Below are 16,975 nucleotides of genomic sequence, written 5' to 3' on the forward strand. Positions count from 1 at the left end.
TGATTCCCTCTTGACAAAGCACCCCAACTGTGTTAATTTTCTTAGTACAGTTAATACAGTTTACCAACAACGTGCGGCGGGGAAGCCCCGCCGCGGAAGGGAAGGTACGCGGTGATCAGCCTCAACTACCGGGACTCCCGGCCTATTTACGAGCAGATCAAGGATGGGCTGCGCAAGCTGATTGTCACCGGGGCCATCGGGACGGACGAAAAGCTCCCCTCGGTCCGGTCCCTGGCAACGCAGCTGTCCATCAACCCCAACACCATCCAGCGGGCCTACAACGAGCTGGAGGGGGAGGGCTACATCTACTCCGTCCCCGGCAAGGGAAGCTTCGCCACCGGGGAGACGGGCGCCGGAACGGTCCGCCGGAGGGAGCTCTTTGAAAAGGCCCGGGAGCTTCTGGCGGAGCTTAAGTATCTCGGCGTCAGCCAGGAAGAGCTCATGGCTCTTCTTGAAGAAGAGCCATCCGGCGGGGCCCCCGCCGGGGCGCGCAAGGAGGAAACACGATGATTCAAGTTACCAACACCGTCAAGCGCTTTGACGGCTTCGCCGCCCTGGACGGCGTGAGCCTGTCCGTCCCCGCGGGAAGCGTCTATGGCCTTGTGGGCCCCAACGGCGCGGGGAAATCCACCCTCATCCGCTGCCTCACCGGCATCTACCGCCAGGACGAGGGAGAGCTCGCCATCGACGGCCAAAGCGTCTGGGAGAACGAGGCCCTGAAATCCCGGGTCGCCGCCATTGCCGACGACTGGTATTACTTCCCCCAGGCCACTATCCGGGACATGTGCAAATTCTACCGGGGCTTTTATCCCAGCTTCTCCATGGAGCGGTATGAAAAATGCAAGGAGGTCTTCCAGATCGACGAGAAGCGCCCCCTCCGCCGCCTCAGCAAGGGCATGCAGAAGCAGGCCGCCTTCTGGCTGACCCTCAGCGCCATGCCGGACTACCTGATTCTCGACGAGCCGGTGGACGGCCTGGACCCCGTCATGCGGCGGCAGGTCTGGTCGCTGGTGCTGGGGGACGTCAGCCAGCGGGGAACCACGGTGCTGGTCTCCTCCCACAACCTCCGGGAGCTGGAGGACGTGTGCGACCACGTGGGCATCCTGGACCACGGGAAGGTGCTGCTGGAGCGGTCCCTGGCCCAATTGCAGGACAACATGGTCAAGCTCCAGGTGGTCTTCAAGGACGGCGGCGGCGTGCCGGAGGACCTGGAGGTGCTCCACGCCTCCAAGGTGGGGCGCATCCACACCCTCATCATGCGCATGAACGCGGAGGAAGCCGCCCACCGCCTGGCGGTCTACGAGCCCATGCTGGTGGACGCCGTGCCGCTGACGCTGGAGGAAATTTTCATCTATGAGTTAGGAGGCGCCGACTATGCGGTCAAAGACATCGTACTTTAATCCCACCCTCTTTAAAAAGAATCTCGCCCGGTTCTGGCCGTTGTGGGGCGGCGCGTCCATCATTGGGGCCCTGTTCCCCCTGGCCTTCCTCACCATCCTCATCCGGGAGAACGCCCTCTTTGGGGAGCCCATGAGCGACCCCCTGGGCGTTACAGCGGGCTATTACCAGATTGTGGCCTGGATCATCCCCACCCTCTCCCTGCTGTACGCGGCTCTCTGCGCCCTGGCGGCCTGGGGCTGGCTGTACAATCCCCGGAGCGTGGGCATGTACCACTCCCTGCCCATCACCCGGAAGGGCATTTTCGTCACGGACTTCCTCTCCGGTATGTCCATGATGCTGATTCCCTACGCCGTCACCGGGGGTCTGGCCATCCTGGTTTCCGCCATCGTGGGCAGCTTGGAGCCCGTGGGCCTGGCGGTGACCATCCTGGCCGTGGCGGGGCAGAGCTTTTTCTTCTTCGCCTCCGCCACGGCGGTGGTGTTCGTCACCGGCAACCCCTTCGCCTTCGCCGCCCTCTATTTCATCTTCCACTTCATCGCCGCCGGGGCCGAGTGGCTGGTCACGAGGCTCATGACCATGTTTTACTTCGGCGTGGAGCGGTACTACCAGGGCGTGATCGAGTTTTTGAGCCCCACCATGTACCTGACAAGGATGCTGGACGTGGACACGACGTCCCGGCAGATCATCAATGCCGAGGGCTGGGAGGAATCCGTCCTGGAGTCCGTCACCCTGGCAAACGGCTGGCTCATCGCCGTCTATGCCCTGGCGGGCGCGGTGCTGCTGGCGGCGGCCTGGGCCCTGTACCGCCGCCGGAGGAGCGAGAGCGCCGGAGAGGTGGTGGCCGTTGGGTGGATGAAGCCCATCTTCCGCTATGGCGTGGCCTTCTGCGCCGCCTGCACCGGGGGCATGGCCCTCTACAACGTATTCTTCGCGGGCTATGAGACCACCCGCACCGCCAGCCCGGTCCCCCTGGCCCTCTGCATGGCGGCAGCCGGCGTGATTGGGTACTACATCGCCTCCATGCTGCTGAGCAAGTCCCTCCGGGTGTTCCGGGGAAGCTGGAAGGGGGTTCTGGCCGCGGCGCTGGCCTCCGCCGCCCTCTGCGCCGCCGTGGCGCTGGACCCCCTGAGCGTGGAGAGCTGGACGCCCCGGCCAGAGGAGGTGGGAAGCGTTCTGCTGATCGTCAACGGCGTAAACGGCAGAGGCGTCAACACCAGACTAACGGACCCCGCCCTGATTCAGAACATTCTGGACGTGCATCAGGCTGTCCTGGCGGAGCGGGAGGACCTGAACAAAAGCTGGCGGGGCCTGGGGGGAGAGGACGTTTCCGTGGCCTATTTGGACGTCACATACTATGAGGGTGAAATCGGTTCCCCCCACACCAGCCGCATGTATAACCTCCCCTGCTCCCAGGAGCGGATGGAGCGGTCCCAGGCCCTGCAGAAGCTGGTAGCCCTGGCCGCCAACCCCGCCATCCAGGAGGCCAACATCTTCGGCCATGTTTACAGGGAGAACCTTGAAACCCGCCTCACCGGCGGCTACGCCGACCGCCTCTACAACCCGGAGACAAAGGAGATGGAACAGCTGGAACTGACCCTGGAGCAGGCCAAGGCCCTGGAGGACGCCGTCCGGCGGGACGTGGCGGCGGGGCACTTCGGACGGACCCTGTTCCTGCTGGACGACCTCTATAACCAGGCCATCTGCACCGGGGGCCTGGAGCTCTATTACTCCGTCACCGACCTGGACCGTCCCCAGGCAGGCCCCCACTCCCAGACCGTCTCCCTGAGCCTCTCCGCCTACTGCACGGAGACTCTCAAGGCCCTGGAGGACCTTGGCATTGTGAACGGGAGCCGGAGGCTCCTGACCTACGCGGAGCAGTCCGCCCTGGAGAGTGAGGAAGAGGGCGTGCCCTTCGAGGGGGACTACGACCCCTACAGCTTCCCCCGCTCCGGCAGCGCCGTCTACCCCGGAGACGCCTACGTTTACCCTGGGGAAGAGGTGGACGCCGCGCTGCTCCACTGACCCGTGAGGCGGTCCGAAAAAATTTTTAAAAAATTTCCCGGCGGAATGAAACAAAACCGCCTCCTGGATCGTCTTATAGTATAGACGAAGAGAAAGGAGACTCCCCCTATGGAGCAAACAACATCCGTGCAGAACCTCTGGCGCGTCTGGGTCGACACCCGCCGCCGCATCGTGTCCTTCCATGAGGAGGAGGACTGCAAGCTGCTGGAATTCCGGAACCGGGAACTGTTTTTCAGCTGCATCGAGCAGTACACCGGGATGCAGTACCGCTATCAATAAAAGAGAGGGAGGCTCGGCCTCCCTCTCTTTTTGTGCGCCTGTATCCTATACAATGAAGCCCCCGTCCGCCGTCAGCACCTGCCCGGTAATAAAGGACGCCCGGTCCGACGCCAGGAAGGCCACCGCCTCCGCAATCTCCTCCGGCCTCCCCAGGCGGCCCAAGGGGGTCTCCTCCGCCAGCATCGCCCGGGTTTCCTCTCCCAGGGCCCGCACCATGTCCGTCTCCACGCACCCCGGGGCCACGCAGTTGACCCGGATGCCCGACGGGGCCAGCTCCAGGGCCAGGGAGCGGGTGAGGCCGATAAGCCCCGCCTTGGTCGCGGCGTAGGCCGCCTCGCAGCTGGCCCCCCGGAGGCCCCACATGGAAGAAATATTGACAATGCACCCCCGCTTTTCGCTGAGCATGTGGGGCAGCACCGCCAGGGCGGCGTTCCGGGGCCCGGTGAGGTTCACCGCCAGAAGCCGCTCCCAGCCCTGGTCGTCCAGGTCCTGGAAAAGGCCCTGGCGGGAAATTCCGGCGTTGTTCACCAGAAGCTCTACAGGCCCCAGCTCCTCCGAAGCGGCCCGGACCATGACTTCCACCGCCCCCCGGTCCGCAGCGTCCGCCTGGAAGGCCATGGCGGCGCGGCCCTGAGCGCGGAGTTCGGAAACCAAGCTCCCGGCGGCGTCCCGGCGTTCCAGGTAATTGACGCAGACGGCCCAGCCCTCCCGGGCCAGAACGGCGGCGATGGCCCGCCCAATGCCCCGGGAGGCCCCGGTAACCAAGGCAGATCGTCTCATCATACATACCTCCGCAAAAAGAAAGCCTTGAAACCGTCTGGTTTCAAGGCTTTTTGGTGGACGATACAGGACTCGAACCTGTGACCCCCGCACGTCAAGCAGCAAACCCAAACAAGCGTCTATCCACTGTGCCGCAACGGTTTTAAGGCACCCAAAGCATCAGCATTTGCAACACGCTTCGCATATGATTGAATGGCTCCTTGACGCTCTATCAGGCAGCACGAAACCAAGTGTCCTGCAATGCAGGAAATCCCGCCTGATATTCCGAATAATTTTTCAATCCATGCGGATAAACGGCTTAAAACCGATGCGTAAATATTCTATATGATACTTAATCTATAGTCAAGCACAATGGAGGAAAACTATGAGGGATTTACATACTATTTTTTTACAGCAAACCAAAAGGGCGGCGTGGGCAAGACTGCCACAGCCCTGAACCTGGGGGACGGCGCTGGCCGCAAGCGGGTCCCTTTCTCCACGGCGGATATCGGCTTCCGGCCTTATACGCCCGCACAGCTGGAAGCCTTTGCGGAGCAATTGCAGGAGGTGGGTCTGCTGGCGCGGATCATCGTCCGGCTCACGGCCCCGCAGGGAAGCTATGAAATCCCCGCCGGGCACAACCGGGCAAGCGCGGCAGGGCTGGCCGGATGGGATGTCATTCCCGCCGGGATCGCAGAGGCGGACGATGCGCGGGCCATTGTGATTGCCACCTCCACGAACCTCATTCAGAGGCAAAATCTCTCCCTAGTTTCCAATCGGAAAAAGAGGTGTATATAGAGCGTGGCCGGCGGCGGTACAGCGCCCGTAAATTAGCGGCGGTGTTCTTTGGCGTCACCGAGTATGAAATCCGTAAAGCCGTTAAGCTGACGCTGTTGATTCCTCCGCTCCAGGACAAATCTCCTTGTTCCGCTATTTCCGTATCCACAGGGGAAGGACCGTCCGAATGATAGACGCGAAGGACTCCGCCTGCCATGCGGCACGACCGATAAACAAGCCATCGATATTCTCTCGCTGAATCAGTTCCGGCGCGTTTTCCCCGTGGACGCTGCCGCCATAGAGCAGCGGGATCTTACGGCCCGTTTCCTTCCCAAACAGTTCCTCCACACACCTGCGGATAACACCGTGCTTCTCCTCCGCATATTCCTTGGATGCCGGCGTACCTCCCACACCAATGGCCCAAACCGGCTCATAGGCAATCCAGAGCTTCGCGGCTTCCTCCGGAGCCAGTCCATACAGGCCCGCTTTCAGCTGAGTCCGCAGCCTTTCGTCGGAAAGTCCCAGCCGCTTTTCCTCTTCCGTCTCTCCGACGCACAGCAGAGGCGTCAGATTGTGCCGCAAAGCGCACGCCACTTTTTTCCGCTCCATCTCGTCTGTTTCCAGAAGCACATGCCGCCGTTCCGAGTGGCCGATCATCACCAGATCTGCTCCGGTTTCCCGGATCATTAAAGGAGAAATCTCGCCGCTAAATTGACCCGTGTCTTCCCACCCCATATTCTGCGCTCCCAGCCGGATCTCATGGGGCTGCACGCACTGGCGGGCATGGTAGAGGGCGGTATACGAGGGGATTACGAAAAGCTCCAGCTTTTCCCTGGAAATATCCTCCGTCTCCTCCCGGAGCCGCGTCAGGAATTTCTGTGTCTGGGCAATGGTCTTATACATCTTCGTATTTGTGCCGAGATACAGCTTTTTTTGCTTTTCCATGTCAGCGTTCCTCGTCGTATTCGTGGTAGCGCGCCACCTTGGGCGCAGAGGAACTGCCTGGGTCGAACCGCAGCCCAAGCCACGTTTTCAAAAGCTCCTGGGCCAGCTTTCCCCCCAGGGTCTGCGCACCCATACAGGCAATATTGGCATCATTGCTCAAAATCGCGCGCTGCGCCGAGTACACATCCGTCAAAAGCGTGGCATAGGCTCCCTTCACTTTGTTGGCCGCAATGGACATGCCCAGGCCCGTCCCGCAGAGCAGCACGCCGCGGTCCCCCTTTCCTCCTGCCACGGCCTCCGCCACGGCGATGGCCGTGTTGGCGTAGACAGGGTCGTCGCCGCCCATGTCCACCACTTCATGTCCCAGCTCCCGGGCCATTTCGATAAGCTCCTCTTTCAAAGCCGCCGCGTTGGGATCGCAGCCAAATACAATTTTCATTCTTCTGCCCTCATTTCCTATACCGTTCCGCAAAATCAGCCATTGCCTTCAGCATAACCCAGACGCTGGTAGCTCCGGCGTCCTGAAACCCGATCGTCGTCCCCTGGGTTTTGGCCCGGCCAAATTTCGCCTCAAAGCGCTTCGTGCTTTCCATGCCCGCCCGGGCGGCGGCCTCCGCCGCCCGCAGCATGACCGCCAGCCCCTTTTCCGCATTTGCTTTCATGGCATCCACCGCCGGGGACAGGGCATCCACCATGGTCTTATCCCCCACCTGCGCGTGACCGCGCTTCCGGACGGCTCTCAGCGCATCCTCCATCAATGCCGCCAGCTCCTCTGAGCGCAGGCGTTCCCTGGGTGCTTTCCCTTCCGCTCCGCCCATGAACATGCTGCCGAAAATGGCTCCTGACGCACCGCCCATGCTCATCAGCATGGCGTTTCCCACCACAAAGAAGGGTTCATAAACGTTATTCCCCTCCGGCAGTCTCATCAGCTCCGCATGGGCCGTTTTCAAGCCTGTTTTCATACCGATACCATGGTCGCCGTCTCCAATGGCGCTGTCCACCTTCGTCAGCATGGGCTCTGCCTCTACAACAGCCTCCGCCACGGAAAGCAGCATGGCCTTTGCCACGGAAAAATCCAGCGTCTCCCATTCTTTTGCGGCTTGCGCCTCTATGTATTCGCGTCCGGCGGCGGGGTTGTAGGTCCTCCTCTTCCCGGTCCCGGTCAGAATCTCCCGCTCCGTCTCCACCGGGAACTCCTCCTGACAGCAGCCCCTGGTATAAAACGGGCTGGCGCAGGGCGCGTCGAAAAATCGTTTCAGCTCTTCGTCCAGCAGGAGCACGGAAACGGATAATCCGCCCATTTCCAGCGTGGTGCAGTAGCTGTTCATATCCGAGCTGTGAATTACGATCCCGTCCCGTACAAGAAGACGCTGAAGCGTTCGGTAGACAATGCTCAATTCCAGCAGAGTGGTGCTTCCAAGCCCGTTCACCAGCACGCAGACCTCGTCCCCGGCTTTTAAAGGGCGATCCTTCTGCAACGCGTCATAAAGGTATTCCGCCACTTCGTCCGCCGGCTGCATTTTTGTCCGGCGGATTCCCTTTTCCCCGTGGATGCCCATGCCGTATTCCATCTCATCGCCGGCCAGTTCAAAAATCGGCTCCGCCGCGCCGGGGATATGGGCTGAGCTCACCGCCACGCCGATGGACCGCAGGTTGTTCCGGGCCTGTCCTGCGACTCTCGCCGCCTCTTCCAATTCCAGCCCCGCGTCGCAGGCCGCGCCGGCAATTTTAATGACGAACACGTCTCCCGCAATGCCCCGGCGGTCCGTCATGCGTTCGGCGGGAGCGGAGGCGCAGTCGTCCCAGACCCGCACATGGGCCGTAGGAATCCCCTCCTTTTGCAGCAGCTCCCCCGCCATGTCAAAGTTCAGATTGTCCCCGGCGTAGTTGCCGTAGACAAATAAGACGCCTTTTCCCCCTTCCACGGCCCTGGCCGTCTGGAAGATGGTACCGGGATCGGGGGACGCGAAAATATTCCCACAGGCGGCGGCGTCCGCAAGCCCGGTCCCCACGAAGCCGCTGAACATGGGCTCATGGCCGGAGCCTCCGCCCACCACCAGGGAGACCTTGTGGTCTCTGGGCCGGCGAAGCAGAACGCCGTTGACTTCGTCGTGGAGCCTGTACCGCTCGGAAAAACAGGCGGCAAACCCCTCCAACGCCTCCCGAGCCACATCTTCGCTGGCGTTTATAAATTTCTTCATGATAGAATCCTTCCTTCCCAACTACGGAGGGCTCTTGCGCGAATCCCTTTTCCAGCCTCCGGAGCCCCCGGAAGCTCTGATCAGGCCTCCTCTGCGACCTCCTTCAGAAGGGTGAACAGATACGGCTCCACATCAAGCGGCATGGAACAGCCCGGGGCAAAGACGAAGCCGTTGCCCCCCACTTCCTTTGCCACTGCATCGTACCGCTCCTTCAGCAGGGCCTTGACCGCCTCCCGGTCATTGTCCTTGTTGTAGAAATCCGCCGTCTGGTCAATGCCGCAGATCAGCAGCTTGCCGGTCATCTGCCGGACCATTTTCACCGTGGTCCGCTGGCGGTCGCAGATCTTGGAGGGCACGTTCTCCCAGTTGATGGCCTGGACGGGATAGTCCAGGAACCGATCCATCATCAGATTCGCGTCCCCATGGACATGGAGCATATTGAACCAGGTCCGGTCCTTTATGTAATTCAGAATCTCCAGGTCATAGGGCTTGCAGAACTCGTCGAACTCTTCCGGAGTGATGATGGTGGACATAGAGTACTGATTGGCGAAAAAGACCCCGTCAATGCCCGCCTCGATCAGCTCGTCCAGGTAATTCCGGATGGTCTGGGTCACGATGCTCAGCGCATTGTGAAGCTCCTGCCGGTTCTCCCTGATAAATCTTTTGATCCCGGTGGGATTCAGGGAGCTCATCATCTCCTGCAGGCTGGTCAGGGGGCTGAAGATGGTGGCGATTACCGGAACCGTGTCCCTGTAATGGCCGCACAGGGCCTTGGTCACCAGCACTTCCCTATGCAGGGAACCGCTCTTTGCGTCCAGGACCTTCAGTTTTTTCAAATCCTCCATATCCCGGATGGGATAGCGATGAAACGTGGCGCACCATTCATGGGGATCCCGGGACGGAGTCAGGTCGGCGTCATAGGCCTCCGGCATAAAATTACCGTTGGTCATCAGCTTGACAAAATCCCATCCGCAGTAATCGGTGACGGCAATGGTGGCGTTTACAAAATCCGTGATGTTGTGGTCCACCAGGGGCATATGGAACCATCCGCAGACACCGGCCCGGTCCACGGGCCGGCCCTCTACCAGCGCCCGCATGCGTTCATAGCTGTTCATGTTCTCTCCTCCTTACAGGTCCTTGATCTTCTCGTCCAGTTCCTCGGCCCGCCGGCGAATCTCCTGCACATCCCCAGGCATCAGCTCGACCTCGCAGCCCAGAGCGCTTTCCTCGATCTGGGGAACCCTGCGCGCCCCGCAGATCACATTGACATTCGGGCTTTGGGCGCGGAGCCACGCGGTGGACAGGTTCACCATGCTGCACTGGTACTTCTCACACATATCCCGCAGGCTGTCCACAAAATCCACCGCATAAGGAAAACGCTCCGGCCTCCACCAGGGCTGGTCGCCTCGGGCGTCCCCTTCCGGGTAGGTATAGTCCTTGGTAATTTTTCCGGTCAGCAGTCCTCGCTCGATGGTGGCGTAGGCGTGGAGCACGACGTCATGCTCCTGACAGAAGGGAAGCATGTCCTTTTCGATATCCCGCGTCATGATGCTGTATTTTTTCTGGGCAAAGTCAATCTCCCCATACTTCAGATACTCTTCCATCTGGGGCACCGTCATATTAGAGGCGCCGATCGCCCGAATTTTGCCCTCTTTTTTCAGCTCCATCAGCGTTCCTACCGTCTCCTCCACAGGTGTGTCAAAGGGCGGCTTTGCCGGATTGTGGGTATAATAGATGTCAATATAGTCCGTACCCAGGCGCTTCAAGCTCTTCTCCAGCTCCAGCCTGATAACCCGGCGGGACACGTTCCGGCGAACCACATGACCATCGTTGGTAAAGTGGTAGGTGCCCTCGTCGTCATCCCACCACAGGCCGCATTTTGTGGAAATCAGGACTTGATCCCTGCGGCCCTTGACCGCCTGGCCCAGGATTTCCTCGCTGTGCCCATAGCCATAAACAGGTGCGGTATCAAACACCGTGATGCCCAGGTCGATGGCCCGGTGAACCGTCCGGATTGATTCCTTATCGTCCGAATTGCTCCACCAGGAGCCCCCGCCCAGCGGCATCGCCCCGAAGGTGATGGCGGAACCCGTAAGCCCGGAATTGCCAAATTTCATGTATTTCATTTGAAATCCCCCATAATCGTTTCGTTCAGTTGCCGCGCGCAAAGCCTCCGCACTGGCGGCACGCCCCGGCGCGGCCCTTCATACCTCAGCCGAGATAGCCCGCCAGGATCTCGTCGCTGTTGAGCAGCTCCTCTCCGGTGCCCTTGGCCTGGATGTGGCCGCTGCTCAACAGATAACCCCGGTTGGCAATGCTCAGCGCCATGACCGCATTCTGCTCCACCAGTAAAATAGTCACACCCTGGGCGTTGATCTCCTGAATCAGTTGAAACACCGTTTCCGTCAAAACGGGAGACAGGCCCAGAGAGGGCTCGTCCAGCATTAGCAGCTTCGGACTGCTCATAAGGGCTCGTCCTATGGCCAGCATCTGCTGCTCTCCGCCGGAAAGCGTGCCCGCCTCCTGGCGGTAACGTTCCTTCAAAATCGGGAAAAGGGCAAAATTCCGATCATAGCCAGCTTCCATCTCCCCTTTGCTTTTACAGATATACGCTCCCATGCGGAGATTCTCCTGGACTGTCATTTTGGGAAATATCTGGCGGCCCTCCGGACACAGCACCAGCCCGCTGCGCACGATTTTGCTCGGTTTTTCCCCGGCGATGTCCGTTCCGTTATACGCAATGCTGCCGGTTTTGGGCTTCAGCGTCCCGGAGATGGTCTTCAGCAGCGTGGACTTGCCCGCACCGTTGGACCCGATCAGGGTGACGATTTCCCCTTGTTCCACGTTGAATGAGATGTCCCAGATGGCGTGGAGCTTGGAGTAGTAAGTGTTTAGATTATCCACTTTTAAGAACACGCTGCACACCTCCTTTCCCGATATAAGCCTCAATAACCTGGGGATTGCTCCGGATTTCCGCGGGCAGACCCCCGGCAAGCTCTGCGCCGTAGTTCATTACATAAATATAGTCGGATATCTTCATAACCAGGTTCATGTCGTGTTCAATCAGAAGAACCGTATAGCCCCACTCCTTCAGCCGCTGGATAAAATCGGACATTTCCGCAGTCTCGCTGGGGTTGAGGCCCGCCGCCGGTTCGTCCAGCAGCACCAGCTTCACTTCGCTCACCATCGCCCGGGCAATCTCCACCTTTTTCTGCATTCCGTAGGGCAGGTTCTTGCAGTCGTTGTCAATCTGGTGGCTCAGCCCAATCCGCTCAATAATTTCCCGGGCCCGGTCCTCCGCCTGCGCCTCTCCCTGCCGCTTCTTCTTCGTCACAAGCAGAGAATCCCACAAAGAGTAATGAATCCGGCTCTGATAGCCGATCATCACGTTTTCAAGGACGGTAAGCTCGGAAAAGAGCCGGAGGTTCTGGAAGGTCCGGGCCACGCCGTTTTCGATCAGCTGATAGGGCTTCAGGCCCACCAGCTCCTCCCCGTCCAGACGAATGCTGCCGGTATCGGGCCGGTAAATGCCGGTCAAAAGGTTGAACACGGTGGTCTTTCCCGCCCCGTTGGGGCCGATAATGCTGACGATCTGCCCCTTGCCTACTTGAAAGGAAAAGTCTGAAACGGCTTTGATGCCGCCAAAGGACTTGCTGATATGCTCTACCGTCAAAAGGCTCATCGTTCTTCCCCTCCTTTTCCAGGCCGGAAGGCGGTCAGCTTCTTCCTCGCATTGGAAACCGCCGCACCGAGCCTGGTCTCACTCCAGACCGTGGTTTTGGAAAGCATGATGGTCACAAGCAGCACGCCGTAAATCAGCATCCGGTAGCTCTCCAGCGAACGCAGCGTCTCCGGCAGCACCGTAAGGACGATTGCGGCAATCAGGGCGCCGTACATGTTCCCCAAGCCGCCCAGCACCACCATGCTTAAAATGGAAGTGGACACGTCGGAGGTAAAGCTGTAGGGGGAAATGAACATCATGTAGTGGGCGTACAAAGAGCCCGCAACCCCCGCTATGGAGGCGGAAATCACATAGGCCGTCACTTTGCTGCGGTACACGTGGATACCCATGGCCTCAGCGGCGATGTCGTCGCTTTTGATCGCCTTGAGGTTCCGGCCGAACTTGGACGAAATCAGATTGGACAGCGCTGCATAGGCCACCACAAGGAAGAACAGGAAGAAATAGAACGTCTGCGTCACGGACGAGATGGTATATCCAAAGATCGAAGGCCTGGGAATGTTCAGAAGCCCCTTCGCCCCGTTGGTAAAGCTCTTCCAATTCAATAGCGTCAAGCGCACAATTTCCGCAAAACCAATGGAAATGATGGCCAGATACCCGCCCTGCATGCGAAGGGACGGTATGCCAATGATCAGCCCCGCAACGGCGGACAGGGCAAAAGCGCAGAGCAGGCAGAGCAGGAAGGGAAACTGCGCCCGCATGGACAGCATGGCGGAAACATATGCCCCGATTCCATAAAATGCTACATGACCCATGGAGATCTGTCCCGCCACGCCGGAAATCAAGTTCAGGCTGACTGCCAGAATGCCATACAGAAGAGAGACAGCCCCCAGGCGGATGACCGTATTGTTGCCCGAAAAGACCAGAGGAAACACAAGCGCGACAGCCAGCGTAATACAGGGCGCCAAATGTTTTTGATTCCTTTTCATAGCTCACACCTTCTTCTGTGCGGGTTTCCCCAGCAGTCCGGAGGGACGGATTAAGAGAACCGCAATCAGAACAATAAATGCGGCCACATCCCGGTATTCGCTCCCAATATACCCCGATGTGTAGCTTTCCGTCAGCCCCAAAATCAGCCCGCCGATAACCGCGCCGCCAATCTCGCCGATGCCGCCCAGAACCGTTGACGCGAACGTCTTTTGCGTGATCTGCGCGCCAATGCCGGTGCTGACGCTTCGAAAAGCCATGCAGTAAAAGATTCCCGAAACCGCGGCCAGGGCGGAGCCCAGGAAGAACGTGATGGATACGATGGCATCCACTGAAATTCCCATCAACTCCGTAGCCGTTCTATTTTGCGCGGTAGCCCGCATCGCCATACCAAGAGGGGATTTTTTCAGGAAAATCACCAAGGCCGCCATTAAGACCACCGCCACCAGCATGATAAGAAGCTGAACAAATGAGAGGTTGACTCCCAAAACCGAATAGTACGTCCCTTCCCGCAGCGTGGGATACAGGCGTGCCTCCGAGCCCATGGTGACAAACAAAATGTTTTCCAGCACGATGGAAATACCAATGGTGCAGATTAGAAAACAAAACTTGGGAAGGTTGCGAAGTCTCAGCGGCCGCAGGGCGATCCGCTCATAGAGGATGCCCACGGCCCCGGTCAGGGCAACGGCAATCACCGCGCCCGGCAGCAGCGGAACGCCCAGCAATGTACACAGGATGTACATCAGGTAGGCTCCAACCATGAAAATCGTTCCATGCGCAAAGTTCACAAGCTCCAGAACGCCATAGACAATGGAGTATCCCACCGCGGTCAGAGCGTAAACGCTGCCCAGCACAATCCCGCTGATCGTATAGATCAAAAACATGTCCAAAAGTCATCCCCCCATATACAAAAAGTGTTTTTTGACCGTTCAAAGGCCCGCTGACAAGCAGAATGTAGCATAGCCTTTTGAAAAATGCAAATTTGCTTTCAGCAAAATGTATCATTTTGGGGAGCAATATGTATCATTCAGTCTCAAATCCCCAAAATATGATACACTTGTGCGCTCCGATACACACGCGCGCCTCACGGGACACTTCCAATAATACACAAATCAATTTTTCTCAATTTAGATATTATGTACAATATTAAGGTCAAAAATCGGCCTGTGCCATATTTTCGATTAAAAAAAACATCCGCGTGTTTTAGGCATAATTATCATTGAATCAGGGGGAGGGAACTGATATCTTTATCACAGAAAGCCGATGGCCTGACCGCGCCGATTTTTCAGGGCTCCGCTGACAAAAGCCCGAACAAAATCCACGCAGAAACAACCTGAATTAATGGAGGTCAACATGAAAAAGCTAAACTGCATGATTATTACACTGGGTATGCTCTTTGTCCTTGCCGCATGCGCAAATCAATCTGCTCCCAGCGCCTCCCCGGCGGATTCCAGCGGCGAAACCCAAAACGATTACCACCTGGCTCTCATCGCGCCCATGACAGGCAATGAGGCCCAGTACGGCGAGATGCAGAAAACCGGCGCCCAGATCGCCGTGGACGAAATCAACGAGGCTGGTGGAATCAACGGCCGCAAGGTGGTCCTGGACGTCTTCGACGATCAAAACAACACCACTCAGGCCGCTACCGTGGCCCAAATGATCATCGACGACCAAAAATACGACGCCGCCATCGGAACCTATTCCAGCTCCAACGCTCTAGCGATGGCCCCGCTGTTTGACGAGGCAAAAACCCCCTTCTTCTGCTCTGTCTCCTCCGACGGCCGCATTGCCACAGAGTATACCTACACCTTCCAGCAAAACATTGCCGCCAATTACGTCTGGCCCATCATGGCCGACAACGCGGTAAAGGTTCTGGGCGGGAGAAAGGTAGCCCTGGTGGCCTTGAACAATGACGCCGGCGAATTCTTTACGACTTACGCCTCCGAGGAGTTTGACGAACTGTCCAAGGACAGCAGCTGTGAGCTGGTCGCCTCCATCACCTACAACGAGGGAGAGGTCAGCGACTTCACCCCCATCATCGCGCAGCTGAAGGACGCAAATCCCGATTTGGTCATGATCAACGTCCAGTATCAGGACATGGCCGCCATCCTGCGCCAGGCCGACCAGCTTGGCTTCAAGCCCACCTGGTACTGCGTGGAATCCCTCATCAACGACGCGTTCATCGAGCTGGCAGGTGACTATGCCGTGGGCCTTTACTGCCACTGTACCTACTACATTGACAACCCCGACGAGGGCTGCGTGTGGCTCAACCAGCGCTGCAACGAGGTGGGCAATATGAACGCCAACCTGTTCTCCCGCATGTCTTACGAGGGCACCATGCAGATCCTCACCTGCGCAAAGAACGGTGCTGCGGGAGACCGCCAGAAGATGTACGGCGCTCTGTGCAGTCTGGGCACCTGGGAAGGGAAAACCGGCTCTTTTGAGTGGACGGACGCCCGCCAGTGCATCTGCAGCGTCAACATCGTCCAATTGGACAGCAACAAAACCTGGCAGCTGGTGCCTCAATAATCTGCTGCATTCAGTTGCCTTGAAACGAAGGGAGCGGACAAATTGGAGCTGATTTTCAGAAATGGCGCCGTATGGCAGAAGGACGGTTTTGTCCGCAAGGACATCCGGGTTTCCGGGAAAACCATTGCGCTGGTGGAGGACTGCCTTCCTCCTTCTCCCGGAATTCAGGAGTACGACCTCAACGGGCGCTTCCTGCTGCCCGGAATCATTGATTGTCATTGGCATCTCGGCATGGCGGCAGACGACCCGCAGACCCGCGCGTATTATAACGCCGCCCCCATGGAGGGCGCTTATATGTGTGCCGGCTATGCCAAGCGGATGCTGTACGCCGGTTTCACCACTGTCCGGGAATGCGGCGCGATGTATGGCGAAACCGCCGCCTTGCGGGATTCCATTCGCAAGGGACAGCTAGAGGGGCCCAGGCTTCTGGTATGCGGAAGCGCCATCAGCATCCCCGGCGGGCACATGCCCTCCGCCGTCCACATCTCTGGCCCGGAAGAGGCCCGCAGGGCTGCTCGAGAACAGCTTGCCCAAGGCGCCGACTTTCTCAAGGTCATGCTGACCGGAGGGTTGGGCCGAACCAATGAAATTCCGGACACCGCGGAGATCGACCTGGACGAGTTGCAGGCCATCTGTCGGGAAGGGCACCGCGTTGGCAAGCAGATCGCCTGCCATGCCCACAGCAAAAAGGCTATGATGAACGCCGCCGAGGCGGGAGCCTCTACCATTGAGCACGCCACCATGCTGGACCAGGAGCTGGTGGAAAAGCTGTTGGAGAAACACATTGCCATTGTTCCCACATTCTCTCCCTATGGATTGGTGGCCCAAATCGGAGAACAGTATCAGATTCCTCCGGAAGTCCGGCAAAGCGCCCAGCGCCTGTTTGAACTCAAATGTGAGCGCTTCCATCTGGCCAGGCGGCAGGGCGTCACCATTCTCTATGGCCGGGACGTCTTTCTCATCGAGCCGGAGGATATTGCCGGTGAGATGATCTTTATGCAGCAGGCAGGCATGTCCGCCGCAGAGGTCATCCGAAGCGCCACGGATATTGCCGCCGGCTTTCTGGGGATCGGCTCCGAAACCGGTTCTATCCAACCCGGCCGGGACGCAGATCTAATTATTTTAACGCAGAATCCCCTGGAGGACTTGAGGAGGTTTAATACAAGTCTTACCGGTGTTATGAAATCCGGAGTCTGGGTCCGTACAGAGTGATTCCCCCCTCTTTGCATAAATGTGAAGCTGTCCGGCAGAGACGTGCCGGACAGCTTCATATTTCCTGATTTTTTGCGCTTCTCCTACCCTGTGGGATATGGTATAATGCTTATAAATGTCCATGATGTCGAATAACATGGGCCATGCCGCAGCCGCCTTTTCGGCCTGTGACGGAATTTCTCAT

At 58.5% G+C, this 16,975-nt stretch carries 17 protein-coding genes; 7 read left to right on the forward strand and 10 right to left on the reverse strand.

Going from position 1 to position 16,975, the window contains the following annotated elements:
* Positions 1-111: 111 nt before the first annotated feature.
* From Q1M04_RS00835 to Q1M04_RS00850, 4 genes are all read left to right on the forward strand, one after another.
* Positions 112-510 (forward strand): GntR family transcriptional regulator, encoded by a 399-nt coding sequence (locus Q1M04_RS00835; RefSeq protein ID WP_295757220.1) that lies wholly within the window; start codon positions 112-114, stop codon positions 508-510.
* Positions 507-1,400: an ABC transporter ATP-binding protein gene (locus Q1M04_RS00840; protein WP_297996545.1), complete on the forward strand. Its 894-nt coding sequence runs from the start codon at positions 507-509 to the stop codon at positions 1,398-1,400. The genes Q1M04_RS00835 and Q1M04_RS00840 overlap by 4 nt, the downstream gene beginning before the upstream one ends.
* Entirely contained in the window at positions 1,375-3,423 is a 2,049-nt protein-coding gene (locus Q1M04_RS00845; RefSeq protein WP_297996544.1) for a hypothetical protein, read from the forward strand. The genes Q1M04_RS00840 and Q1M04_RS00845 overlap by 26 nt, the downstream gene beginning before the upstream one ends.
* A gap of 108 nt (positions 3,424-3,531) precedes the next feature.
* The gene (locus tag Q1M04_RS00850; protein ID WP_204791131.1) at positions 3,532-3,702 is read left to right on the forward strand and encodes a hypothetical protein; all 171 of its coding nucleotides are present in this window, start codon (positions 3,532-3,534) and stop codon (positions 3,700-3,702) included.
* A gap of 45 nt (positions 3,703-3,747) precedes the next feature.
* On the opposite strand, the gene fabG is transcribed toward Q1M04_RS00850, so the two are convergent.
* Positions 3,748-4,485 (reverse strand): elongation factor P 5-aminopentanone reductase, encoded by a 738-nt coding sequence (gene fabG, locus Q1M04_RS00855; RefSeq protein WP_366131302.1) that lies wholly within the window; start codon positions 4,483-4,485, stop codon positions 3,748-3,750.
* A gap of 408 nt (positions 4,486-4,893) precedes the next feature.
* Between fabG and Q1M04_RS00860 the strand changes: the two genes are divergently transcribed.
* Positions 4,894-5,259 (forward strand): ParB N-terminal domain-containing protein, encoded by a 366-nt coding sequence (locus Q1M04_RS00860; RefSeq protein WP_297996542.1) that lies wholly within the window; start codon positions 4,894-4,896, stop codon positions 5,257-5,259.
* A gap of 132 nt (positions 5,260-5,391) precedes the next feature.
* Here Q1M04_RS00860 and Q1M04_RS00865 read toward each other — a convergent pair whose 3' ends face one another.
* The 9 genes from Q1M04_RS00865 to Q1M04_RS00905 form a co-directional block, all read right to left on the reverse strand.
* Positions 5,392-6,183: a triose-phosphate isomerase gene (locus tag Q1M04_RS00865; RefSeq protein ID WP_297996539.1), complete on the reverse strand. Its 792-nt coding sequence runs from the start codon at positions 6,181-6,183 to the stop codon at positions 5,392-5,394.
* Between the two features lies 1 nt (position 6,184).
* A complete protein-coding gene (locus Q1M04_RS00870; RefSeq protein ID WP_297996537.1) occupies positions 6,185-6,622 on the reverse strand; it encodes an RpiB/LacA/LacB family sugar-phosphate isomerase in 438 nt (145 codons plus the stop codon).
* A 10-nt stretch (positions 6,623-6,632) separates the two neighbouring features.
* On the reverse strand, positions 6,633-8,384 hold the full coding sequence (dhaL, locus tag Q1M04_RS00875) for a dihydroxyacetone kinase subunit DhaL (RefSeq protein ID WP_297996535.1): 1,752 nt from the start codon (positions 8,382-8,384) through the stop codon (positions 6,633-6,635).
* 80 nt (positions 8,385-8,464) lie between these two features.
* Positions 8,465-9,499, reverse strand: a complete 1,035-nt coding sequence (locus Q1M04_RS00880; protein ID WP_297996533.1) for a uroporphyrinogen decarboxylase family protein — start codon at positions 9,497-9,499, stop codon at positions 8,465-8,467.
* Positions 9,500-9,511: 12 nt separating this feature from the next.
* Positions 9,512-10,510, reverse strand: a complete 999-nt coding sequence (locus tag Q1M04_RS00885; RefSeq protein WP_297996531.1) for an aldo/keto reductase — start codon at positions 10,508-10,510, stop codon at positions 9,512-9,514.
* Positions 10,511-10,595: 85 nt separating this feature from the next.
* Positions 10,596-11,300: an ABC transporter ATP-binding protein gene (locus tag Q1M04_RS00890; RefSeq protein WP_297996529.1), complete on the reverse strand. Its 705-nt coding sequence runs from the start codon at positions 11,298-11,300 to the stop codon at positions 10,596-10,598.
* The gene (locus Q1M04_RS00895; protein ID WP_297996527.1) at positions 11,281-12,066 is read right to left on the reverse strand and encodes an ABC transporter ATP-binding protein; all 786 of its coding nucleotides are present in this window, start codon (positions 12,064-12,066) and stop codon (positions 11,281-11,283) included. Before Q1M04_RS00895 ends, Q1M04_RS00890 begins: the two co-directional genes overlap by 20 nt.
* The gene (locus tag Q1M04_RS00900; RefSeq protein WP_297996525.1) at positions 12,063-13,052 is read right to left on the reverse strand and encodes a branched-chain amino acid ABC transporter permease; all 990 of its coding nucleotides are present in this window, start codon (positions 13,050-13,052) and stop codon (positions 12,063-12,065) included. Before Q1M04_RS00900 ends, Q1M04_RS00895 begins: the two co-directional genes overlap by 4 nt.
* A 3-nt stretch (positions 13,053-13,055) precedes the next feature.
* A complete protein-coding gene (locus Q1M04_RS00905; protein ID WP_297996523.1) occupies positions 13,056-13,934 on the reverse strand; it encodes a branched-chain amino acid ABC transporter permease in 879 nt (292 codons plus the stop codon).
* A gap of 469 nt (positions 13,935-14,403) precedes the next feature.
* On the opposite strand from Q1M04_RS00905, the gene Q1M04_RS00910 reads away from it, so the two are divergent.
* On the forward strand, positions 14,404-15,579 hold the full coding sequence (locus Q1M04_RS00910) for an ABC transporter substrate-binding protein (protein WP_297996521.1): 1,176 nt from the start codon (positions 14,404-14,406) through the stop codon (positions 15,577-15,579).
* A gap of 42 nt (positions 15,580-15,621) precedes the next feature.
* Positions 15,622-16,791, forward strand: coding sequence for an amidohydrolase family protein (locus Q1M04_RS00915; protein ID WP_297996519.1), 1,170 nt, complete (start codon positions 15,622-15,624; stop codon positions 16,789-16,791).
* Positions 16,792-16,975: the final 184 nt, after the last annotated feature.

It is taken from the genome of uncultured Oscillibacter sp. (assembly GCF_950073225.1).
Lineage (GTDB): Bacteria > Bacillota > Clostridia > Oscillospirales > Oscillospiraceae > Oscillibacter.